This window comes from Stenotrophomonas sp. GD04145, assembly GCF_029835135.1.
GTDB lineage: Bacteria > Pseudomonadota > Gammaproteobacteria > Xanthomonadales > Xanthomonadaceae > Stenotrophomonas > Stenotrophomonas maltophilia_P.
On record NZ_JAODZG010000001.1, the window covers coordinates 131,883 to 153,705 of the forward strand.

Genomic DNA, 21,823 nt, shown 5'->3' on the forward strand with positions numbered 1-21,823 from the left:
GATCATTGGATTCGGCTTGGCCAGACGCAGGGCTTCTGCAGGCTGTCCCTTCTGCGTCTCCTGCGTGAGGATCCGCACTCGGCCACCATCAAGGTCTTCGACAATCCACGCATGATGAACGTCAAGTCGATCGGCAGACCCGGGCTCACCGGCCCAGCCATGCCAAGCGATCCGGCCCGGACCCTCGGAGGTAGGAGCCTCATGCTCGACGCATTGAGCCTCCACGGGAAGCCAAAGGTTTCAAAGTAGAATCGATCCCCGTTTCGCAACAGAGGGCCGGCGCCATCGTGGAAGCGCACATTGGCTGAATTTCCGTAGTAGGTCGGCCACAGACGTGGCTCTTCAAGCAACGGCCAAACATCAGCTGCGGCAAGGCCGAGGACGATCAGCTCATTCGAGACAAAGTTTTCGGTGTAACCAGGAAGGTAGCCTTCCGGCCAACGAATGCCGTTCATTTTCATCATATGCTCCTTAGGGCTAGCGGCGCGGCTCGCCGATGAATCGTTAAAATTACGTTCGCCAGCTTCTAACTTGCAGACCTCTGACTTCTACAGCCGAGACACTTGCTCCGTACCGTCGTGTCTCAGTTTGGCGAGGACTGCCTGGCAGTCGAAAGCTGGCTGAGGGTGTGCGTGGAGCTAGACGTACGCGCCAGCTGAATACGTAAGCTCGTAGCTGTGGCTGTAGATCTCCAGGATGTTGCCCAGCGGATCCTCCATGTAAACCATCCGATAGGGCTTCTCCCCTGGGAAGTACTCTCGAACCGGCATTCGCTGCTTTCCACCAGCTGCCACAATCCGAGCGGCCAGGCCTTCAACGTCCGGATCCTGAATACAGAAGTGGAAGACGCCCGACTTCCAGTACTCGAAGTTGTTCGCGGGACGCTCGGCGTTATTGAACTGGAAGATTTCGACTCCAACCCGGTCACCAGTGGATAGATGTGCAATGCGGAAGCTGCCCCATCCAGGCCCAAACACATCCGTGCACATCACGCCAATTGCGCTTTCGTCTTCAGCAATCCTGGTCGGCGGCATGACGAGGTACCAGCCCAAGACTTCTGTATAGAAGGAAACCGCGGCATCGAGATCGGTAACAGACAGGCCGATGTGGGAGAAGGCGCGAGGGTAGGGAGGGGGTAGGGCAGGCACGGCACACCACTGAAGAGAGGGGTAGCCGCAAGATTAGACCCTGCAACTCAACCATGATCTGATCCATTTTTATCAGATTGATAAAATATTCTTATGCTGAATGAGCATTGGCTCCGATCCTTTCGGGCTATCGCAGAGGTCGGGAGCTTTACCAGGGCCGCAGGCCAGCTGCAGCTCACCCAGGCTGCGGTCAGTCAGCATGTACGTCATCTTGAGCAACAGCTGGGTGCCCTGTTTCTGCGCAGACCACGATTTATTGAGCTGACGCCGGCGGGAATGGCTCTATTGCAGTACTGCCAAGAGATGGATTCGGCCGATCGCCGGCTTCAAGCCAAGCTCGCGAGCGCGGACAGCGATCAGGGGGAGTTTGCGCTGATAACCCCCGGGAGTGTTGGCCTTGCTCTTTACCCGGTGTTGCTGGACTTCCAGCGCACCCATCCCGGCTTGATCATTCGTCATCGCTTCTCGCCGGACCCAGAAATCCTATCGGCGGTACTGGAGAAGAAGTACGAGGTGGGTCTACTTGCACTTCGGCCGGATGACCCTCGGCTGCGGGCTGAGCCCTTCACCGAGGAGGCGCTTGAGCTGGTAGTTCCGAGAGGTGCCTGCGCGGACAGCTGGGCGGATCTTCAAAAGTTGGGTTTCGTTGATCATCCAGATGGCCAGGCTATGGCCACCCGCCTTCTCGCCCGCAAGTTCCCAGGAAATCCAGGCGTACGCGCGCTTCCTATACACGGCTTCACCAATCAGGTTGCGCTCATCCTTGAGCCGGTATCGCTCGGGCTGGGATTCACTGTCATTCCGCGACACGCCCGTGAATCCTTCGCTCGGCAAGACGCAATTGAGGTGGTTGACTGTGGATCTCCGGTGGTTGACACCCTCTGGATGATCCATCGATCCGAATGGCCACTGTCTGGGCCAGCTAAATGGTTGACCCAACAGCTTCGAGGCCTGCCTCGATTCAGCGGGAGGAGGGCTCCACCTCTCGCTGGAGCGGACTGAGGCCCCTTCTATACTGGTCTGGGGTCCGGCCAGAGTGTCGCTTGAACATCTCACTGAAAGACGTTGAGTTTGCATAGCCCAGATCGTCTGCAATCTGCGTAATTGATCGGTCTGAACCCAAGGCATCAATTGCCCTCAGAAAACGAAGCCGACTGCGCCACTCTCCGAACCCCATCCCTAGCTCGCGCTTTGCCAAGCGCTCAAGTGATCGAACACTAATGTGGTGGCGCTCTGCGACCTCAAGTGCCGACGGAGAGTCCTGAAGGGAGGTCTCGGCATAGCTCAGAATCCGCTTTAGCACGTCACCGCTGGCCAGCGGCAGGAAGCTCGACATCACCGGCGCGGCCAGAATCAGGTCAAGGGCGACCGCGGAGAGTCGCCGGTCTTCTGGCTTAACGGCCTCGCCGATGTCACGACGGGCCAGTTCGTCCAAGATCTCCCTAAGCAACGAGCTAACCGCTAACGCAGTCGGAATGCTGGGCATCTGCGCCGACGCGCCGACCGAAAGGTATGCGGATCGATAAGCAACCGCACCACGGTTTCGGGATGAGTGGTGAACACCAGGCGGAATCCATATCGCATAGTGGGTAGGGGACACCATCCAGTCCTCGCCTACCTGTAACTCCATGACACCCTGCGCAACATAGTTGAACTGCCCCCACGGATGCACACGAGCATCCCAGTCGGAGGGAGGCAAAGTCCCTTGCCGAACGTAGATGTCTCCAGGGATGGAGCTGAACGAGGGGACGGGGTCCATTGCCATGTCGCATTCAAGATGAAGATTGGCGCAAATTATGGATGTAACGAAATTCCGCCAAGTCTACGCTACTGGCTGTTGATATCCAGTATCTGAGGATGCCATGTACTACCTGCTCCCCCTCCTGGCCTGCCTTCTCTGGGGCGCCAACACCATCGTTACAAAGCTCGCTGCAGGGTCCGTCGGCCCGGTCGATATTAGCTTCTGGCGATGGCTTGCTGCGGCCATCATCTTGCTCCCATTCGCCCTGCCGCGCCTGAAGTCGAACCTAGCGGTCCTGAAAGCCAATTGGGCACGCTTCCTCGTGCTCGGTGCTTTGGGCGGTGTCATGTTCCAATGCCTGGCGTACTACGCCGCACATTTCACTTCTGCGACCAACATGGGCGTTATCCAGGCACTCATCCCGTTGATCGCTCTTGCCTTGTCGCGCATCTTCATGGGTCACGCAGTCCGCGGTGGCGCAGTGATTGGTTCGATCATCTCCTTGGTTGGGGTGATAGCGGTAGTGTCCCATGGTGACTTTGAAGCCTTGGTTTCCCATGGAATCAACAAAGGTGACGCCCTGATGCTGCTGGGCGCTTTGGCTTTTGCCACCTACAATTTGCTGATGCACAAGTGGCGCATTCCCGTAACGCTGATCGAATCCCTGTTTCTTCAAGCCATGTCTGCAACGATCCTGCTGCTACCTCTTTTCCTTGTCGCAGGCACTGGCGTCCAGGGTGGCGCAGCCATCGGCTGCATTGCATTCGCAGCAATCGGCGCTTCGATCATGGCACCGTTGGCATGGATGACCGGCCTGCATCGGCTGGGCTCTGCTCGCGTGGCCGGGTTCTTCAATCTCGTCCCGATCGTCACTGCATTGCTTGCGGTGGTGGTCCTCAAAGAGTCTCTGAGCACCTGGGTCGTGGGTGGCGGTTTGATGGCAGTATTTGGTGTGGTACTGGCGGAGTACGCAGCTCGCAAGAAGCCTGACGAGGTCATGGTCGTGGATGACACCTCGACCAAGCGCTGAAAGACAATTGCATAGCTGCAGTTCAAATGAAAACGGGCCGCTTGAGGCCCGTTCTCCTTGTTCGGGGAACGCTTCTTCGGCTAGCCAGGTTCAAAGGGCCCTCTCCTCAAGGTGAAGTTGCATCTAGACAGCGCTCTTCAGCTGAGTTGGGCACATGCCGGTTAGTCGGCGAAACATTGCAATAAAAGGGGAGGGGCCGCTATAGCCCAGCCGCTTGGCAACATCACCAACTTTGCAGTCGCTCTGGAGGAGAGGGAGGGACGCAGCAAGCTTCAGCCTCTGGCGCCACTCACAACATCCCAGGCCAGTAGCGGCAACCCAGCGTCTTGCAGGAGTCCGAGAGGATACGCCAGCAACTTCTGCCCATTGAACTAGTGACTGGCCACTTCCTGGATCGGCTTGTAGCGCATCGATGATGGGGGCTAACAAGCGCGAAAACGCCAAGAATGCGCGGCCAAAGCTTCTGTTTCGGTAACTCAGCGAATGACCGGGGATCACCCCAAAGCGGAAAGGCTAACAGTAGGAACCGGGGATGCTTCGCGGCCCAGCTGCGCATCTTGCGCTGCCGCCGCCAAGCGATAGCCTTTGCGTCTCGAAGCTTGTGTAGGGCGCAATCCTCCACGTCAGACAGTCGCGCCGAAAGGGTATAGGCCCCGCGACAAGCCCATCGGAGGCATTTAGGGGTTCGCTTTAGCGACCTGTGGAGCTGCTGTGGAGTGGGCCGGAGAAATGTCTTCACATCAACAACTGTAAAGACGTCGCTTCACCCGGATCTACACGAGGGTTCAGACCCCACGGTTCCACAAAACAGCCTAAAGTTTCGACCCGGCACGCCGAGGCCGATCTACGTCACGGATTTCCGGCAGGGCGTGCCCCTTCCATCCGGTTGGCCGTCTGTCACTGGCGTGTGCGCCTGGTCCCGACCGGCCGGCAAGAAGCGCGAACCTACCGCTACACCCTAAGGGGCTTTAGTCTTTGATTCGCTTCTCAAAGTTTGTGATCAACTTGCCCAGCGAAAGGCCTGTCAGGCGGGCGATATCTCTCAGCTCCACCACATCAACCCTTCTCTTGCCTGTTTCGACGTCGCTGATGAATGACTGGCTGCGGCCCAGCATGCTGGACACCTGGGCCTGGGTCAGACCGGCAGCTAGCCGCGCCTCGCGAACAGCGTCAATGAGGGCAGCGTACTCTTTTCGATGGATGGACTTCGACACGACCGCGCCTTGGCTGAGCGGCCTAGAAAGCTATATCCAGTTCTCCGATATCTAAAAACCCGATATTCTGTCTTCTTCATTGACAGGGGGACGCATGAGCGAACAGCCATACCGCTTCATCACCGCGGCCAGAAGCAGAGCAACACTGATCCTGGCAGCATCAGCACTGCTAGCTGCCTGCAGCGGTCCGACAGACAAGAAGATGGTTACGAATGGAACCCAGCAGCAATACCGGCAGTCAATTGACGCTATCGACCCGGAACTCAATGCCCACGAAAGAGCGGCCTTCAACTGGGCAGTCGCTGGGATGAACCTTGAAGAGGGTCGGCAGGGAATCATTACGTACAGGGCCAAAAGCTGCCTAAGCGACTGAATTTCAAAGTTGATTGCTCGTCTCTCGATCAGGTTCTCCCCATCTATGGGGTCTGTTCAAGCACCTTGGCTGTGTAGCTCAGCGGCGCCACTTCCCTTTCAAGATCCAGGTGGTAGTCGCCGAAGCGATTGATGTGGCTGGTCCGATAAGGCGACAGGCCGGCCAGGATCTCGGGCGTCAGTTCAATCCCCTCCTTCCTCATCTCGGCCAAGGTCCGGCTCATGCCTTCCACGTTGTGGAGGATGATCATGTTGGCCACCAGCTGGCTGTACTTGATGATCTTGCGCTGCTCGTGTTGGACGTTCTCAGCAATGATCCCCTGGCTGCCAAAGAACACCCATTTCACGAAGCCGTTGTATTCCTCGCTCTTGTTGGTGGCAGCATGGATCGTTTTGCGGATCTCATTGTCATCAATGTAGCGCAGCAAGAACAGCGTTCGAACGGCCTTGCCAAGTTCCCGGAAGGCGAAGTACAGCTTGTTCTTCCGGCTGTAGGTGCCCAGCCGGCGCAGGATCGAGGACGCGGTGATCTTGCCCAATCGGATTGAGATCACCACCCGCAGCATGTCGTGGAGATGGGTGGCGATCAGTTGCCAGTCGATGCTGTCCCCGAACAGTGCCTGGATGTTCTTATAAGCCCTACCCGGTTCGGGCCGAAAGAATGTCAGGTCCTTGATGTTCCGGATCCGGGGCATCAGCTGGATGCCCAGCATGTGGGCCAGGCCGAAGACCGGATAGCTTTGGGCCTGCGTGTCGCCATGGACGATCTCAGGCTGGATGTCGGAAGTGTTGGCCAACAGACCGTCGAGGATGTAGATGCCCTCGTGCACGCCACAGGGAATGACGTGGCTGAACGGCGCTACGTATTTGTCGGACACGTGGTAGTAGCCGATGCCACCGTAGCCGCCGTAGCGGATGTGATACTCCGACAGCAGGTTGTCCTCGTAGACGCTCCACTTCGTGCCATCAGCTGATGCGCTCTTGCCGCTGCCCCAATAGCCAGGCAGGTCGAATTTGTTGTAGGTATTGATGACCTCCACGATGGCCTTCTCAAGCACATCCTCGGTCACGTATTTCAGGTTGAGCCAAGCGACTTGGCGCCGGCTGAAGCCCTTGATCGACCGCGCCGTCTGCGTCGGCCCCAGGTTGCAGCCATAGCAGAATAGCGTGGTGATCACACGTCGGGGCAGATCTTCGACCTGGCTCTCGGTGCCGGCGATCGGGCGGAAGAAACGGTGCAGATCCAGCCATTGGCTGGCATCGATCAGGACATCGACGATGCTGGATTCTGGAAGCCGTTCGGCGATGAGGCGATCCACCGTGGTAATCGCGCTGGAGACTTCGGCGCGTTGCCCCTTCCGCAGCACCAGGCGCCCATCCAGGATGTCCGCATGTACGTTCTCCGGGAAACGCGCGTCGACCTCATCGGCCAGGGAGGTCAGTTGTGCACGTAATCCCGCCACGAAAGACTCGGCGTCGGTGGGCAGGCCTGACACCTGGCCGTAGGCTTCCAGTTCCTGGGCCAAGGTGGCTTCATCGACCAGCTGCTCACGGTAGTCATCAAACCGTTCGCTGCTGGGAATGAAGAGATCTCCGGACTTCAGTTCGTCCTTGACCTGCACCAGCACGGCCAGCTCGAAGTACTTACGGTGCATCCAGCCGGCGCCGGCTGCACTGGCCCGCTTGCCGAACACGTGCTGACACCAGAGCTTGGACATCCAGTCAAAGTCCTTTTCCGGGTCCAAACCGAGGGAGGCGACCTCGATCAGCTCACGGCGCTGGTTGCGCAGCGAGAGCACCGCTGCGATCAGCGGCTCCATGCCGGCGTCGTGGCTGGTCGCCCGAAGTTTCATCAGCTCCAGCCCATTGAACAGCAGCGGCCTGACCGCGCCATAGGGCTGCAGCATGAAAGGCAGGTAGTTCTTCCCGGCGTAGGCCATATGTTCTTCGCATTCGGCCAGCAAGGTCGACACTTCCGCTTCCAGGCTGTTGTCGATGGCATCCACGCGCTGACTATCGCTGCCGTCTAGCTGATAGGCCTGCAGGATTTCCTTGAGCTGGCCGATGAGGAAGTCGGCCCGTTTGGCATGTTCGAGCTGGTAGGCCAGCAATTTCTGCTGGGCCGTGTTCTCCAGCCCGCGCACCTGCTTGATGAACAACTCGGCTGCATCATCCAGTGTCTTGGCATGCTGGGCGCGAATGAAGATGGTGGCCAGCGCATAGCGCTTGTCCGGAGCCAGTTCGGCCAGCTCGCTGGCGTCATAGGCCCGAGCCATTGCACGGAACTGCTTGAGCTTGGGCACCGGCACATCGATGGGAGGCAGCTGGTCGGCCAACTGCTGCAGCATGCGGATGTGCTGCAGGTAGAACCGAACTTCCTTGTTGGTGGGCCGGCCGGGCTCGCGCTTGAGTGATTGCCAGCCGGTGAACCTGGACCCTTCCGGTGCGCGCAGCAGTTCGTCGATGAGCGTGCGCGTGGCAGGCGTCAGCGCGTGGCTGATGCTGCGGTAGTAGCCCAGATTGACCCGCTCACGGGCGCCGATGGCGGCCAGCTCCAGAGTGCGGAAACCGGGCAGTTCGTAGCGATGGTGCACCAGCTCTTCGAGCAGGACGTTCACGATGTCCGGGATGGTGTGCTTGGTCTGGGCTGCTCCGGTGGCCACTGTGTCCAGCCAAGCCAAGCCCGATTTATCCAGGGGACGTACCCCGATGAATTGCCGAAGCTGCGGCATATGCCGGCGCTGGCTGCCGGAAGCGTCGTAGCGTTCGAGCTGGTCGGTGTCCAATACGCGCCCGAGTCGGGCGGCCTTGGCGATGTGCTTCCGGATCCGCTCGGGTACGTCGGCCAACAGCGTGAAGTAGCCCAAGCGTTGGAAGAGCTTGAGATGAATCAGTACCGCCAGCTGCGGACCCGGCTGGGTGGTCAGCTGCTTGGCGAATGCAATCTCAGCGGCGGTCGGGGTATAGATCTCCTCCAGTTCCTTGGCGGTGGGATCAGGCTTCAGTCGCGGGTAGGCGGTCTCGTGAAGGGTAGCCATTGGATCCGGAGGGTGTGAGGGGGATCAGTCCCAGTGCCGGCCGTCGTCTGTACTGAGCGACGCTTCCAGGAAGCACTGGTGCGTATCGGCCATGCGGTGCATGTCATCGAGCAACGTGGCCAGGATTTCATCCAGATCCCTTTCGGGATCGGTGGGAGCAGTCAACTGGTACTCGCTGCTGGCGGTGTTCAGGCGCACAGCCTGGAACGGGGCCAAGCAGATCTCTTCAATTCGGCCTCGGGCCTTGGCCGCGCCGCGGCCCGTGCGAGCAAACGGGGTCAGCACCATGCGCAGGCGCAGCTGCAGGGCCGATTTGCCCTCCGGCGCCGGCAGTGCCATCGCCGGTACCGGCACGGTTGGACTGGGCAGGCTTGCTTCAATGCGGTCCCGGGCAAACGGGTCACGCCCGTCCAGGTAACGCATGGCCGACTGCACATCGCGCCAGCCCACGTACTCCATCAAGGCCTTCATGTCCCAGCCTTGGTCGTTGGCCCAGCTGGCAAAGCCGCGGCGCAACGAATGGCTGCTGTGGAGCCCCGCATCGGCAAAGCCGGCACTGGTCAGCAACTCGCGCAGCAGGCGCACCAAGCTGTTGGGATGCAGGCCTTCGGCGCTCACCTGGCCCCATTGGTTGACTGCCCGAAACACCGGCCCTTCTTGCAGGTCGGCCGCCTGCAGCCACGCCTGGGTCGCCTCCACCGGACATAACCGCGACAGCGCCGGCACCTTGTAGGTGACGCCGGCTGCCTGGCGATCACCCTTGCTGCGTGGCAAGAAGCAGGTCATCCCCTGTCCCGGCACCAGCGTGAGATGGGCCACGTCCAGACGCAGCAGTTCATCGCCACGGAATCCCCGCCAGAACCCGAGCAGCACCAGCGCTCGGTCTCGTTGATGGCGCAGCGCCGCCGGCCCATCGCCCCGGGCATGTGCCGCAGCGATCGCCGCGGCCAGCCAGTCATCGAGCTCGACCAGCCGCCGAATCTGGAGCGGCGCGGCTTGCTTGACCTGGCCCGGGTGCAGGGTCTGGATGCCTTTGAGCACCTTGCGCACCAGCGGCGATCGGGTCGGGTCGACAAAGCCGTGGTCGCGGTGCCAAGAGGCGATGGCCGCCAGACGTTGGCGGAGGGTGCTGGTCGCCAAGGTCTGCGCATAAGCGGCCAGGTACCGGGCCACGCTGTCAGGTGTCGCTGGGAGGTGGCCTTGCCATTCAACCTCGAAGTGCCGCAGCGCCGACGCATAGCTGCGCACCGTGTTCTGGCGCGTGGCCGCATCGAGGTAGCGGTCCAGTTCGGTCACTGGCGCGTGGCCTCCACCGAGGTCGTCTGGCGCAGCGTCGACAGGATGGTGCATTCCGCCCGCTGCCCGCCATGGCAACTGGCAATCACCCGTTCCAGCTCGCTGGCCATGCGCTGCAGGTCGGCCATGCGGGCGCGCACGTCGGCCAGATGGCTGCGGGCCAACCGGTCCACGTCCCCGCACGAAAGCTCCTCATCGCCGGCCAGCTGCAGCAGGCTGCGGACCTCCTCCAGGCTGAAGCCCAGGTCCCGGCCACGCGCAATGAAGCGCAGCCGCTCGATGTCGGCCGGGCCATAGACCCGGTAGCCGTTGCCCGTGCGCCCCGGGCGCGGCAGCAACCCGATCCGCTCGTAATAGCGAATCGTCTCCAAGTGGCATCCGCTGGCGTCGGCAGCCTCACTGATTTTCATTCGTAGTACGCTTGACTCCGTAGTAGCTACGGACTTTACGCTGAACCCGTATCCGCCGCCACTCCGGCCGCGGCGCTGCATGTGACGACCATGCCACTGCCCATCGCCTTGATTCGCTACTGCCTGATTGCCTTGCTGATCGGCTGGGTTCTGCCCGCTTCTGCTCAGGCGGAGCCTGCCGCAGCAGACCTGCGCCAAACCTGGCAGATGCTCGATTACATCGCGGTCGACTACCCCGGCGCGGTCCAGGCCGGTCGCGTAATTGCCCCCAACGAATACGCCGAAATGAGCGAGTTTGCCGGCGCCGTGCGCAGTCAGCTGGCAGCATTGCCCGGTGGCCAGAACCAGCAGGAGCTGACGGCCCAGGCCGACCGCCTGGTCCAGGCGGTGGCAGAGAAGGCCGACCCGGCGCAAGTGGCAACGTTGGCGCGCGGGCTCGGCACGACGCTGTTGGCCCGCTACCCGATCGGCGCTGTTCCGGCGAGCGCGCCGAAGACCTCCCAGGCCGCGTCCATCTACAGCCAGCAGTGCGCGGCCTGTCACGGCCCCACAGGTCACGGTGATGGCCCCGCCGCGCAAGCGTTAAGTCCGCCGCCGATCGCGTTCACCGATGCCACTCGCGCCGCGCAGCGAACGCCGCTGTCGTTGTACGAGGTCATTTCCCAGGGTGTGCCGGGTACCGGCATGGTCAGCTTCTCTGGGCTGTCAGAAAGTGATCGCTGGGCGTTGGCATTCTATGTGGGCAGCTTGGGGTACTCCTCGCAAGCCAAGGCTCAAGGTGAGGCGTTATGGCGCACCAGTGCCGAGGCCCATACGCACATTCCCTCGCTCGAAGCGCTGACACGCACGCGAGAGGCCGATCTTGCCACCACGATGCCCGCCGATCAGGCAAACGCGATCATCGCCTACCTGCGTTCGCAGCCACAGGCAGTAAACGAAGCGGTACCAGGAGCCGATCGCTTTGCGGTGGCGCGGCAGCGACTGGCCGCCAGCCAGCGCGCTTACGCTGATGAGGACCTGGCTCAAGCCAAAAAGCTTGCGCTCTCGTCCTATCTGGATGGTGTAGAGCCGCTTGAACCCACGCTGGCCACGCGCAATCCGTCATTGCTGCGAGAGATCGAGACGGCCATGGCAGGCTACCGCGCGCAGCTGGATCAGCATGCGCCTGCGGCTGACGTTGCCGGGCAGGCAGCGCAAATTGCCCAGCTGTTTGATCGCGCGGACGTGGCGCTGCAGGACACCCGAATAGGCGCCAGCACCGCGTTTCTAGGCAGCTTTACCATCTTGGTACGCGAAGGACTGGAAGCGCTGCTGATCGTGATTGGTATCGTGGCGTTCTTGCGTAAAGCCGAGCGGTCTGATGTGTTGCCGTATGTGCATGCGGGTTGGATCTGCGCGTTGTTGGCAGGCGCAGCTACCTGGGCAGTGGCCACTTACTTTGTTGATATCAGCGGTGCGAACCGGGAAGTCACTGAGGGCGTCTCGGCCTTGTTCGCTGCCGCTGTCCTGCTCAGCGTAGGCATCTGGATGCACCAAAAGAGCCTTGCAGGGCGGTGGCAGGAGTACCTGCACGCCAAGCTGACGACTGCGCTGACACGGCGCTCGGCTGTTTTCCTGTTCATGCTGGCCTTTGTCGCGGTGTACCGCGAGGTGTTTGAGACGATCTTGTTCTACATCGCGATGTGGAGCGATCAGGCGTCCACCGCCATCCTCGCAGGCCTGGTGGCGGGAATCGCGGTGTTGGCTGCGGTGGCGTACTGGATGCTGCGCATGAGCAGGCGGCTGCCGATTGGCCGGTTCTTTTCGATCAGCTCGATTCTCATCGCGGTGATGGCGGTCATCCTGATCGGTAAAGGCGTGGCCGCGTTGCAGGAAGCGGGCTGGATCTCTCAAACACCGCTCGCGTTGCCGCGCATCGAGTGGATCGGCCTGTATCCCACCTGGCAGTCGCTGCTGGCGCAGGTATTGGTAGGCACCGCCGCCATCGTGGGGTTCCTCGCCAATGCCCGTTCCGGTGTGCGTAGACAGCCAGGCGCAAACAAGCAATGAAACAACACAGCAGAGGACCAAGACATGAGTGATTGCGGGTGCCACCACGAAGCCAAGAACAAGGAGGAGCGACGCATCCTCTGGATCGCCTTGGTCCTGAATGCAGCGATGGCCGTGATCGGCGGCATTGCCGGCTGGATTGCCCATTCCACCGGGCTGCTGGCTGACGCGCTGGACATGCTGTCTGACGCCACCGCCTATGCCATTGGCCTGGTCGCTATCGGGCGCACGGCGCGCTTCAAGGCCAACGCCGCGTGGGTCAGTGGCAGCGTGCTGCTGGTGCTGGGCGTAGGCGTGCTGGTCGAAGTCGGCCGCCGGGTGATGTACGGCGCCGAGCCGGTCAGCGGTTGGATGATCGGTACCGCTCTGGTCTCGCTGGCCGTGAACCTGAAGGTGCTCCGTATGCTCGCCCCCTTGAAGTCTGGCGAAGTGCATCTGCGAGCGACCTGGCTGTTTACCCGCGCCGATGTGGTGGCCAACGTTGGGGTGATTCTGGCCGGCCTGTTGGTGTGGTGGCTGGCCAGCCCCTACCCGGATTTCGTGATCGGCGCCCTGATCGGCCTGTATGTGATCAAGGAGGCTTTCGAGATCTTGGGTGATGCTCGCCGGGCGCGTGCCGACGCGCGCAAAACGCCTGCATGACAGCGCTTGGCCGGCTGAGCTGTGGCCTGCGCTGGCTGCTGCTGGCGCACTTGGCCGTGGGCCTTGTGACGCAGCCGGTGCTGGCAGTGGTTGGCGAGCTCCATGCTCAAACCCATCTGGCCGCGGCCGACCATGACCCGGCAGTGGCATCACCAGCTTCCGAGCGTGGCGTAGACGCCGCGCTGCACCGGCTACAGCAGCTGGTGCTGTGCTGTAGCCAGGCCGCGCCGGCTCCAGAAATAGTGTTGGCCATTGCTCATATCGGCCGGCATTGGCCGTCGGCGACAGCCCATGCGGACAGATATCGGCATGAGCACCTGCTCGCGCCGTTCCGGCCGCCGATCGCAGGGTGATGCGCGCCGGCGTGCGCCGGATCCCTGTTGGCTATCGAAAATTCTGGAGTACTTCATGCATGTGCGATTGGCGGCCCTGGCCGCGTGGCTACTGTTGAGCGCGGCGGCAACGCCGGCGACAGCAGAAGAGCTGATGACCTTGGACGACGCGTTTGCACGCGTGGCCCAAACCCACCCCGAGCTGCGCCTGGTCGATGCGCGAGCCACGGTGCTCGCTGCCGAGCGCGACCAGGCCGTGCAGCGGCCACCGTGGACGTTGGGGGCGGAGGTTGAAAATGCGCTGGGCACGGGCGCGGCCCGTGGCCTGGACAGCGCGGAGTTGACCTTGAGCCTGAGCTCGGTCCTGGAGCGCGGCGGCAAGCTCGACGCCCGCCGCACCTTGGCCCAAAGCCGGATTGATGCACTGGCCGTGCAGCGCGAGACCGGGCGGCTGGACCTGCTCGCCGAGACGGCGCAGCGCTATTTGGCCGTTGTCGGTGCCGACCGGCAACGCAGCCTGGCGAACATGGATGTCGGCCAGCGCCAGCGGACCGTCGCCGCTGCCCGGCAGCGCCTGCAGGCTGGCGCGTCTCCCGAATCGGTGATGCTCACCGCACAAGCAGCACTGGCGAGAGCAGAATTGACCCGTGATCGGGCCGAGCAGCAGCGCATTGCCGCCCGGCAGCACCTTGCTGCCCTCTGGGGCGAACGTGCTCCGAGCTTCGAGGTGGCCGCGGCGGATCCCATGACCCTGCCGGCGATCGCGTCCATGCAGTCGCTGGCCGAGGAATTGGAGCGCACTCCCGAGTTGGCGCAGTTTGCCGATGCCCGCCGGATCGCGCAGGCACGACTGCAGCTGGCGCGTTCGGCGGCCTCGCCGGACTTGTCGTGGCAGCTGGGCGTGCGCCGCCTGCAGGAGACTGACGACACCGCGCTGGTGGCCAGCCTGTCCATGCCACTGGGCAGCCGCAGCCGCGCGCAGCCGGAGATCCGCGCCGGCGAAGCGGAGCTGGAGGTTCTGACGATCGAGCGCGAGGCCAAGGGCCTGTCGCTGTATTCCACGCTGGTCGAAGCCCATGGTCGCTACACCGTGGCGCAGGCCGAGGTGGCACGGCTGCAAGGCGAGGTGCTGCCGAAGTTGGCCCGGGCTGAGCAGGCCGCCGAGCGCGCCTATCGCGCCGGCGCGATCAGCTACCTGGAATGGGCACAGCTGCAGTCCGAACGCACGGCCATGGCCCAGCAGCAGCTGGACGTGGCGCTCGATGCGCAGCGCGCCCTGATCGAAATTCAACGCCTGACCGGCCAGGCGCTTGTCGCGCCGCCGGCGGCTGCTTCCACCGGAGAGACCCCATGAATCGCTTTTCCTGGACCGCACTGGGCATGGCCCTGATGATGCTGGCCGCCTGCAACGCGTCGGCCCCCAACGAAGCGTCCGAAGGCGGCGCCGCCGCTGAGGGCGAAGAGCACGGCGAGCACGAGGAAGCGCCGCTGGAAACCAAGATTGCCGCCAAAGCTGCGCAGGCAGCGGGTATCCAGGTCGCACCGGCAGGCCCCGGTGAGATTGCTGACGAGCATGAGGTGCAAGGGCTGTTGACCCCGATTGACGGTCGCATCGCGCAGGTCACGGCACGCTTCCCCGGACCGGTCCGCTCCGTGCGTGCGGGCGTGGGTGATCAGGTACGGGCCGGCCAGGCACTGGCCACGGTAGAGAGCAACCTGAGCCTGACCACCTATACCGTCACCGCGCCGATCAGTGGCGTGGTCATGGCGCGCACGGCCGCCGTAGGCATGGCCGCCGCTGAGGGCGCGCCGCTGTTTGAGGTCGCCGACCTGTCCACGCTGTGGGTGGACCTGCACATCTTCGGCGCCGACGCCCAGCACATCGGTGCTGGCGTGCCGGTGACGGTTACCCGCTTGAGCGATGGCGTCACCGCACAGACCACCTTGGAGCGCGTCCTGCCCGGCACCGCCACCGCCAGCCAAAGCACCATTGCGCGCGGCACGGTGGCCAACACCGATGGCCTGTGGCGGCCGGGGTCGGCGGTCAAGGCGCGGGTCACCGTGGATCGCCAATCGGCAGCGTTGGTGGTGCCGATCACGGCGCTGCAGACCGCAGAAGACCAGGACGTGGTCTACGTGCAGCAGGGCGAAACCTACCACACCCGGCCGGTGAAGCTGGGGCGCCGCGACGCCGAACGCGCCGAAGTGCTGGAAGGCCTCAAGGCCGGTGAACAGGTGGTGGTGGCCCAAAGCTTCCTGATCAAGGCCGACATCGAAAAGTCCACCGTGGAAGAAGAATGAGGCCCGCCATGCTCGAACGCCTCATTGGGCTGTCCATCCGCCATCGCTGGCTGACGCTAGTGCTCACCGCTGCGCTGGTTGCGCTGGGCGTGTGGAGCTACCGTCACCTTTCCATTGACGCCACACCCGACATCACCAACGTCCAGGTCCAGATCAACACCCAGGCCCCGGGTTACTCGCCGCTGGAGGCCGAACAACGGGTCACCTTTGCCATCGAAACGGCCATGGCCGGTCTGCCCAAGCTGGACTACAGCCGCTCGCTGTCGCGCTACGGGCTTTCGCAGGTCACCGTCGTCTTCAAGGACGGCACCGACCTGTACTTTGCCCGCCAGCAGGTCGCCGAGCGCCTGCAGCAGATCGCCTCCCAGCTTCCCGAAGGGTTGGACCCGGAAATGGGGCCGATCTCCACCGGGTTGGGCGAGATCTTCATGTACACCGTGGAGGCCGAGCCCAACGCTCGCAAGCCCGACGGCACCCCGTACACGGCCACGGACCTGCGCACCCTGCAGGACTGGGTGATCCGGCCGCAGCTGCGCACCACGCCCGGCGTCACCGAGGTCAACACCATCGGCGGCTTCGAGCGGCAGATCCACATCACTCCCGATCCAGCTCAGTTGGTGGCGCTGGGCTTCACGTTGAACGACGTGGTCGCCGCGGTCATGCGCAACAACCAGAACATCGGCGCCGGCTACATCGAGCGCAACGGACAGCAGTTCCTGGTGCGCGTGCCGGGCCAGCTAGCCAATCTGGAGGCAATCGGCAACATCGTGCTGGACCGGCGCGATGGCGTGCCCATTCGGGTGCGCGACGTCGCTAGCGTGGGCGAAGGCAAGGAGCTGCGCACGGGCGCGGCCACCCAGAATGGCCACGAGGTCGTGGTCGGTACCGCCTTCATGTTGTTCGGCGCCAACAGCCGGGAAGTCTCCCAGGCGGCCGCGGCCAAGCTGGATGCCGCCAACGCCAGCCTGCCTGCCGGCGTCCATGCCAAGGCCGTCTATGACCGCACCGCACTGGTGGATCGCACCATCGGCACGGTGTCCAAGAACCTGATCGAGGGCGCGCTGCTGGTGGTGGTGGTGCTGTTCCTGCTGCTGGGCAATGTGCGCGCCTCGTTGATCACCGCGGCGGTGATCCCGTTGGCGATGCTGTTCACCATCATCGGCATGGTGCGTGGCGGCGTGTCGGGCAACCTGATGAGCCTGGGCGCGCTGGACTTCGGCCTGATCGTGGACGGGGCGGTGATCATCATCGAGAACTGTCTGCGCCGGTTCGGCGAGGCGCAGCACGCGCTGGGCCGCCAGCTCAACGATGAAGAGCGCTATGACCTGACCGCCTCGGCCACCGCCGAGGTGATCCGTCCCAGCTTGTTTGGCCTGGGCATCATCGCCGCGGTCTACCTGCCGATCTTCGCGCTGTCCGGGGTAGAAGGAAAAATGTTCCACCCGATGGCGATCACGGTGGTGCTGGCCCTGACCGGCGCCATGGTGTTGTCGCTGACCTTCGTGCCGGCGGCGATCGCCAGCTTCCTGCGCGGCCGTGTGGCTGAGCACGACAACCGCCTGATGCGCTGGTCGCGTGCCCGTTATACGCCGCTGCTGGATTGGGCCCTGCGTCGGCGCGTGGTGGTGCTGGCCGGCGCGGCCGTGCTGGTGGTGGGCTGTGGCGTGCTGGCCACCCGCTTGGGTTCGGAGTTCGTGCCGAGCCTGGATGAGGGCGACATCACCTTGCAGCCCATGCGTATTCCCGGCACCAGCTTGGAGCAGTCGGTGGCCATGCAGGAAACGCTGGAGAAGCGCCTGGCCCAGTTCCCGGAGGTGGCCAACATCTTCTCAAAGATCGGCACCGCCGAGGTGGCCACCGATCCTATGCCGCCGTCGATGGCCGACACCTTCCTGATGCTCAAGCCCCGCGACCAGTGGCCCGACCCGCGCAAGCCCAAGGCCGAGCTGGTGGAAGAGCTGGAGGCGGCGGCCAAGGAAATCCCGGGCAGCAACTACGAGTTCACCCAGCCCATCCAGATGCGCACCAACGAGTTGATCTCCGGCGTCCGTTCGGACGTGGCGGTCAAGGTCTACGGCGACAACCTTGACCAGTTGACGCGCCTGGCCAGCCGGGTCGAGCGGGTCATGCGTAGCGTCCCCGGCGCCGAAGACGTCAAGGCCGAGCAGGTCTCCGGCCTGCCGCTGCTGACCATCACGCCAGATCCGGCGGCATTGGCACGGTATGGCCTGAACCCGGGCGATGTGCAGGAAACGGTGGCCACCGCCATTGGGGGCAGTGTTGCCGGCCAGTTGATCGAGGGCGACCGCCGCTTCGACCTGGTCGTGCGCCTGCCCGAAGCGCAGCGCCAAGACCCCGCTGTGCTGGCAGATCTGCCCATTCCGCTGCCGGCAAGCACCAGTGTCGATGAGTCCAGCCGTCTGGCCGCCGGCGCCAATGGGGGGCCTCGCACGGTGCCGCTGCGGGAAGTGGCGAAGATCCAGGTAGAGCGCGGGCCCAATCAGATCAACCGCGAGAACGGCAAGCGCCGCGTGGTGATCACCGCCAACGTGCGCGAGCGCGATCTGGGCGGGTTCGTCGGCGAGTTGCGCACACGCATCGGCCAGGATGCCGCGCTTCCAGAGGGCTACTGGATCGATTACGGCGGCACCTTCGAGCAGCTGATCTCGGCCACCCAACGCCTGGGCGTGGTCGTTCCGGTGACACTGGCGTTGATCTTCGCTCTGCTATTCATGGCCTTCGGCTCGGCCAAGGATGCGGCCATTGTGTTCAGTGGCGTGCCGCTGGCGCTGACCGGCGGTGTGCTGGCACTGGCTCTGCGCGGGATTCCGTTGTCGATCTCTGCCGGTGTGGGCTTCATCGCGCTGTCGGGCGTGGCCGTACTCAACGGGCTGGTCATGATCGCCTTCATCCGCCGTCTGCGCGAACAGGGCGATCCGCTAGACGACGCTGTGCGCGACGGCGCCCTTGGACGCCTGCGACCGGTGTTGATGACCGCCCTGGTAGCCTCGCTGGGCTTCCTACCCATGGCCTTGAATGTCGGTGCTGGCTCGGAAGTGCAGCGGCCGCTGGCCACTGTCGTCATCGGCGGCATCGTCTCATCCACCGCATTGACCTTGTTGGTGCTGCCGGTGCTCTATCGTTGGCTGCATCGCGACCGAGCTCCCCGCGCCGGTAGCACTGCTTTGGAGTCCCCATGAACGAGCTCAACCTGGAACAGGTCCGTGCGGCGATGTTTACCGACCCGGGCGTGAAAGCGGTGGACGACCTGCGCCTGGTCGCCGGTGAGCATGGCCGTGCGATCGCGGCCACCATCACGGTCGCGGCGCCCTCGGTCGACCTGGACCTGGTGCATGCTGTGATTGCCCAGGTCCTGGCCGATCAATTCGGCATCGATCAGATCATGCTGTGTTTCAACGACCCGGGCCCGGTACCGCCGCCGCCCACCGCGGCGCCGTTAAAGAAGATGTGATCGCAGCCCCTGGCTCTATGCGTCTGCGCTGGCAGGCGCATAGAGCTGATGACCCGGCAACGCGCACGCGCCGGCATACACAAAGGCCACGCTTTGCCGCGCCCGGGTGAAGGCCACGTAGTATTTCGGCGGCGCGGTGATACGCGCTGCATCGGCCGTGCGCAGGTACTGCGTCAACGGCCCGTTCGGAAAGATGAGGACCCGACTGTAGGTGCGGCCCTTGCACTGCCCAAAGTTCACCGCCGGCAGTCCGTCGCACGCCTGCCGCCGGTCATGCCGGAGCACGGTGGGGGCGAACTCCTGCATGTACGCGGCCACATCCCCTGGAGCGACGAGGTAGATGCCATCGTGTCCGGTGACCTCGCCATTGCCTGATTGGGTCCGCGGCATCTGCGGATAGAGCGTGTCAGCCATATCGCACAGGGCCTGGACGCAGCGCAGACTGGTGAGGCGGTGATCCAGCCGGCATAAGCCGTCGGCCTCCCAAATCTGAAACAGCGCTGCCAGATTCGGACCACGGTATTGGCTGTACCTTTGCGCATAGTTGGTGGCATACGTGGCTTGGCGCGTATCGCCTACCAACGTGATGGCAATCTCGCTCTTCAACAGCCGTTCGACCAGATCCAGATCAAAGCCGGCCAGATCCTGGACTTCGTCGATGTAGAGCTCGTCGTACATCGCCGCCAATCGCGCCACGACCTGGCCTTGGGTCAGCTCATCGCAGCGCAAAGCGAAATCGGCCGCTCGGTCCGAATACATCCGGTTGCCCGCCAGGTAGTGGCGCGCCACCTGGGTGCGTGGGGCGCGGTTGTTGGTGACACCTTCTACGAACAGGATGGTCTCGATGCGAGGCTCAGGGCAAAGCGCAGCTTGGTACGGGCGAATGCACTGGCGCAGCAGAAAGCCATACCAGCTGTGCAAGGTGACATGCGCGGGGACCGCGCCTGCGTGGGCCTCAAACGAGCGCCGGATCTCTTCCAGGTTTTCCAGCGTGTAGGTGACAATCGCGATGCGGCGCCCAGGTCGCTCCAAGGCCTGCCGGACCAGCAACGTGGTCTTGCCCGAGCCGGCTGCCGAGAGCAGGACCCGGTTAGGTGATGGCACGCTGGACATAGTCCGGGAACCTGATCGAGTGCGGGCTATTGAAAATCGCCAAGGCCGTATCGGTCTTATGGCCCTTCATGTACTTGAGCAGCGCCACCTCATCGGCAAAGGCCTTGCCCAGCACGGTATTGAGTTCGGCCAGCGAGTTGGCTTTGATCAGCTGCTCTTCCAGCGAAGGGGCGCTCTCGTCGGAATCGTAATAGATCGCGTTGATGTGCTCGGCATAGCGCTCTTGCACAACTGCGATATCACCGTCGTTGTCGGTGATCACCTTGGCCTGAATCCTCAGTCGATCGGCAATCTGCAAGAAGCGTTTGAATGCCAACGACTTGACCGAAATGATGTCTACGCCGTGAGCCATCGGCGCCACGCCGTGATGGTCACTGTAGGCACGCTGCACGATCAGTTCGTCGGAAGGGCCTTCCACCAGGATCGCCTGCTTGGCCAGGATCAACCGCAGCGTGTCGTGGCCCGGCAGCTTCATGAAATAGTCGTGGGTATCGCTGGGCAGCTGGTCCAGCTTCATCTGGCCTTGCGCGCTGAACAGGATCACGTTGTCCACGCCCAGCTTGTTCAACACGAAGCTGTTGTGGGTGGCGATGATCACCTGCTGGGCGGTGGAGAGGGCCGCAATCTTGTCGATCAGCTGGGTCATGCTGGAATAGGACAGATGGTTCTCCGGCTCCTCGATCAGCAGCACGTGAGCCGCGCCGGCCGCGTGCATCGCCAGCTTCATCTTCACCGCGCTTTGCTCGCCCTTGCCGGCCTGGGTGAACGGGAGCTCATCCAGGTAGGGTGACAGGCTGGTTTCCCACGTTGAGCGCGGCGATGTGTCCACGCCTACCGTCAATGCCCTGTGGCTGATGTCCCCGGTGTGCTCGGTCAAGTAGGCATTGATCGCTGCCACATCCGCTTCTTCGGAAAAGCTCTGCCGCATGCGGCGGAAGCTCAGCGACAGCGAGACGCGCTGCGCAGGCGTCAGTGCCTGCTCGATGATGCCGGCGATATAGCGATCGGCACCGGACAAGGTCTTGATGCCGTGCGTGTCGATGATGGTCGAGTCGAACGGAATACTACGGGCGGTGACGCCATTGTTGGCGAAGGAGTACCAGCGCACCGTGTAGTACTCCACCGGCAGGCTGACCGCGCCCTGGTGCTGCTGCAGGTAGGCGTTGAACTCCTCGCGGTAGTCGTCGTTGAGCTCGACCAGCAGCCGGATGCCGGCGGTATCCAGACGCAGGGAGTTGTTGGTGCCGCGTAACGACGCCAGCGCGGCGTCGGCGCCCAAATAGGCTTCGATGGAGATCCGTGGCGGCGAGGCCGGCGTGCCCGTGGCAAGCGCTCCCAAGTACTCCTGCACCATGGGCTGGTGGAACAGGTAGGGCGTGAGCTCGTAGGCAAGATTGCGCCCATGCAGCTGGCCGGTGACCACCGCGTGGATGGCCTCCAGCAGGGTGGATTTACCGACCTCGTTGTCGCCCACCACCAGGTTCATGTGGGCATTGAGGGGCAGGTCCAGATGGCGAAACGACTTGAAGTTGTCGATGACGATACGTTCGATCGGCATGCACAGTCCTTTGATGGCCAACGGGCTCGGTGGCGGAGCCTGCCTGCACCCTGGCTGGCCTCCTTTCCGCTCTGGGCCATACTACCCAGCGATCGCCGGCCCTGGGC

Annotated in this window: 19 protein-coding genes; 9 read left to right on the forward strand and 10 right to left on the reverse strand. The window is 63.0% G+C overall.

Translation table 11 applies throughout. The annotated features are described in order from the left end of the window. Positions 1–2 precede the first annotated feature (2 nt). The 4 genes from N7367_RS00595 to N7367_RS00610 all read right to left on the reverse strand — a co-directional run bounded on the left by N7367_RS00595 (position 3) and on the right by N7367_RS00610 (position 2,913). Complete coding sequence (locus N7367_RS00595; RefSeq protein WP_229298441.1) at positions 3–461, reverse strand: hypothetical protein; 459 nt, start codon at positions 459–461, stop codon at positions 3–5. Between the two features lie 177 nt (positions 462–638). Next, complete coding sequence (locus N7367_RS00600; protein ID WP_033836000.1) at positions 639–1,148, reverse strand: lactoylglutathione lyase family protein; 510 nt, start codon at positions 1,146–1,148, stop codon at positions 639–641. A gap of 519 nt (positions 1,149–1,667) precedes the next feature. Beyond that, the gene (locus N7367_RS00605) at positions 1,668–1,958 is read right to left on the reverse strand and encodes a hypothetical protein (RefSeq protein WP_049402761.1); all 291 of its coding nucleotides are present in this window, start codon (positions 1,956–1,958) and stop codon (positions 1,668–1,670) included. Positions 1,959–2,109: 151 nt separating this feature from the next. After that, positions 2,110–2,913 (reverse strand): helix-turn-helix transcriptional regulator, encoded by an 804-nt coding sequence (locus N7367_RS00610; protein ID WP_043033503.1) that lies wholly within the window; start codon positions 2,911–2,913, stop codon positions 2,110–2,112. 97 nt (positions 2,914–3,010) lie between these two features. On the opposite strand from N7367_RS00610, the gene N7367_RS00615 reads away from it, so the two are divergent. Then, entirely contained in the window at positions 3,011–3,919 is a 909-nt protein-coding gene (locus N7367_RS00615; protein WP_072167021.1) for a DMT family transporter, read from the forward strand. A 968-nt stretch (positions 3,920–4,887) separates the two neighbouring features. Here N7367_RS00615 and N7367_RS00620 read toward each other — a convergent pair. After that, a complete protein-coding gene (locus N7367_RS00620) occupies positions 4,888–5,133 on the reverse strand; it encodes a helix-turn-helix transcriptional regulator (protein ID WP_072167019.1) in 246 nt (81 codons plus the stop codon). A 94-nt stretch (positions 5,134–5,227) separates the two neighbouring features. Here N7367_RS00620 and N7367_RS00625 point away from each other — a divergent pair, with 94 nt between their 5' ends. Further along, positions 5,228–5,506, forward strand: a complete 279-nt coding sequence (locus N7367_RS00625; protein ID WP_141653546.1) for a hypothetical protein — start codon at positions 5,228–5,230, stop codon at positions 5,504–5,506. 43 nt (positions 5,507–5,549) lie between these two features. On the opposite strand, the gene N7367_RS00630 is transcribed toward N7367_RS00625, so the two are convergent. From N7367_RS00630 to N7367_RS00640, 3 genes are read right to left on the reverse strand one after another with little or no spacing between them, the layout of a single operon-like run. Continuing rightward, a complete protein-coding gene (locus N7367_RS00630; protein WP_154350815.1) occupies positions 5,550–8,543 on the reverse strand; it encodes a Tn3 family transposase in 2,994 nt (997 codons plus the stop codon). A 24-nt stretch (positions 8,544–8,567) separates the two neighbouring features. After that, complete coding sequence (locus tag N7367_RS00635; protein WP_005413373.1) at positions 8,568–9,839, reverse strand: site-specific integrase; 1,272 nt, start codon at positions 9,837–9,839, stop codon at positions 8,568–8,570. Next, on the reverse strand, positions 9,836–10,249 hold the full coding sequence (locus tag N7367_RS00640) for a helix-turn-helix domain-containing protein (RefSeq protein WP_012480230.1): 414 nt from the start codon (positions 10,247–10,249) through the stop codon (positions 9,836–9,838). The genes N7367_RS00635 and N7367_RS00640 overlap by 4 nt, the downstream gene beginning before the upstream one ends. A 90-nt stretch (positions 10,250–10,339) precedes the next feature. On the opposite strand from N7367_RS00640, the gene N7367_RS00645 reads away from it, so the two are divergent. The 7 genes from N7367_RS00645 to N7367_RS00675 are packed head-to-tail and all read left to right on the forward strand — an operon-like array spanning position 10,340 to position 19,045. After that, complete coding sequence (locus N7367_RS00645; RefSeq protein WP_021201907.1) at positions 10,340–12,298, forward strand: FTR1 family protein; 1,959 nt, start codon at positions 10,340–10,342, stop codon at positions 12,296–12,298. A 24-nt stretch (positions 12,299–12,322) separates the two neighbouring features. Beyond that, the gene (locus N7367_RS00650) at positions 12,323–12,940 is read left to right on the forward strand and encodes a cation transporter (protein WP_005413376.1); all 618 of its coding nucleotides are present in this window, start codon (positions 12,323–12,325) and stop codon (positions 12,938–12,940) included. Continuing rightward, positions 12,937–13,293, forward strand: a complete 357-nt coding sequence (locus N7367_RS00655; protein WP_012480228.1) for a hypothetical protein — start codon at positions 12,937–12,939, stop codon at positions 13,291–13,293. Before N7367_RS00650 ends, N7367_RS00655 begins: the two co-directional genes overlap by 4 nt. A gap of 55 nt (positions 13,294–13,348) precedes the next feature. Then, the gene (locus N7367_RS00660) at positions 13,349–14,626 is read left to right on the forward strand and encodes a TolC family protein (protein ID WP_012480227.1); all 1,278 of its coding nucleotides are present in this window, start codon (positions 13,349–13,351) and stop codon (positions 14,624–14,626) included. Next, on the forward strand, positions 14,623–15,573 hold the full coding sequence (locus N7367_RS00665; RefSeq protein ID WP_021201906.1) for an efflux RND transporter periplasmic adaptor subunit: 951 nt from the start codon (positions 14,623–14,625) through the stop codon (positions 15,571–15,573). Before N7367_RS00660 ends, N7367_RS00665 begins: the two co-directional genes overlap by 4 nt. A gap of 8 nt (positions 15,574–15,581) precedes the next feature. Continuing rightward, positions 15,582–18,773 (forward strand): CusA/CzcA family heavy metal efflux RND transporter, encoded by a 3,192-nt coding sequence (locus N7367_RS00670; RefSeq protein WP_021201905.1) that lies wholly within the window; start codon positions 15,582–15,584, stop codon positions 18,771–18,773. Continuing rightward, positions 18,770–19,045, forward strand: a complete 276-nt coding sequence (locus tag N7367_RS00675; protein WP_019184735.1) for a hypothetical protein — start codon at positions 18,770–18,772, stop codon at positions 19,043–19,045. Before N7367_RS00670 ends, N7367_RS00675 begins: the two co-directional genes overlap by 4 nt. A gap of 15 nt (positions 19,046–19,060) precedes the next feature. Here N7367_RS00675 and N7367_RS00680 read toward each other — a convergent pair whose 3' ends face one another. Continuing rightward, on the reverse strand, positions 19,061–20,158 hold the full coding sequence (locus N7367_RS00680; RefSeq protein WP_279941502.1) for a UvrD-helicase domain-containing protein: 1,098 nt from the start codon (positions 20,156–20,158) through the stop codon (positions 19,061–19,063). Further along, a complete protein-coding gene (locus N7367_RS00685; RefSeq protein WP_154350813.1) occupies positions 20,136–21,716 on the reverse strand; it encodes an AAA family ATPase in 1,581 nt (526 codons plus the stop codon). Before N7367_RS00685 ends, N7367_RS00680 begins: the two co-directional genes overlap by 23 nt. Between the last annotated feature and the right edge of the window lie 107 nt (positions 21,717–21,823).

What these genes read in the sequence shown, in the direction of transcription:
- N7367_RS00630 (WP_154350815.1), bottom strand. Translation starts at nt 8,543, where the DNA reads ATGGCTACCCTTCACGAGACCGCCTACCCGCGACTGAAGCCTGATCCC.
- N7367_RS00645 (WP_021201907.1), top strand. Translation starts at nt 10,340, where the DNA reads ATGCCACTGCCCATCGCCTTGATTCGCTACTGCCTGATTGCCTTGCTG.
- N7367_RS00655 (WP_012480228.1), top strand. Translation starts at nt 12,937, where the DNA reads ATGACAGCGCTTGGCCGGCTGAGCTGTGGCCTGCGCTGGCTGCTGCTG.
- N7367_RS00675 (WP_019184735.1), top strand. Translation starts at nt 18,770, where the DNA reads ATGAACGAGCTCAACCTGGAACAGGTCCGTGCGGCGATGTTTACCGAC.
- N7367_RS00650 (WP_005413376.1), top strand. Translation starts at nt 12,323, where the DNA reads ATGAGTGATTGCGGGTGCCACCACGAAGCCAAGAACAAGGAGGAGCGA.
- N7367_RS00615 (WP_072167021.1), top strand. Translation starts at nt 3,011, where the DNA reads ATGTACTACCTGCTCCCCCTCCTGGCCTGCCTTCTCTGGGGCGCCAAC.
- N7367_RS00680 (WP_279941502.1), bottom strand. Translation starts at nt 20,158, where the DNA reads ATGTCCAGCGTGCCATCACCTAACCGGGTCCTGCTCTCGGCAGCCGGC.
- N7367_RS00670 (WP_021201905.1), top strand. Translation starts at nt 15,582, where the DNA reads ATGCTCGAACGCCTCATTGGGCTGTCCATCCGCCATCGCTGGCTGACG.
- N7367_RS00640 (WP_012480230.1), bottom strand. Translation starts at nt 10,249, where the DNA reads ATGAAAATCAGTGAGGCTGCCGACGCCAGCGGATGCCACTTGGAGACG.
- N7367_RS00595 (WP_229298441.1), bottom strand. Translation starts at nt 461, where the DNA reads ATGAAAATGAACGGCATTCGTTGGCCGGAAGGCTACCTTCCTGGTTAC.
- N7367_RS00660 (WP_012480227.1), top strand. Translation starts at nt 13,349, where the DNA reads ATGCATGTGCGATTGGCGGCCCTGGCCGCGTGGCTACTGTTGAGCGCG.
- N7367_RS00665 (WP_021201906.1), top strand. Translation starts at nt 14,623, where the DNA reads ATGAATCGCTTTTCCTGGACCGCACTGGGCATGGCCCTGATGATGCTG.
- N7367_RS00625 (WP_141653546.1), top strand. Translation starts at nt 5,228, where the DNA reads ATGAGCGAACAGCCATACCGCTTCATCACCGCGGCCAGAAGCAGAGCA.
- N7367_RS00610 (WP_043033503.1), bottom strand. Translation starts at nt 2,913, where the DNA reads ATGGCAATGGACCCCGTCCCCTCGTTCAGCTCCATCCCTGGAGACATC.
- N7367_RS00685 (WP_154350813.1), bottom strand. Translation starts at nt 21,716, where the DNA reads ATGCCGATCGAACGTATCGTCATCGACAACTTCAAGTCGTTTCGCCAT.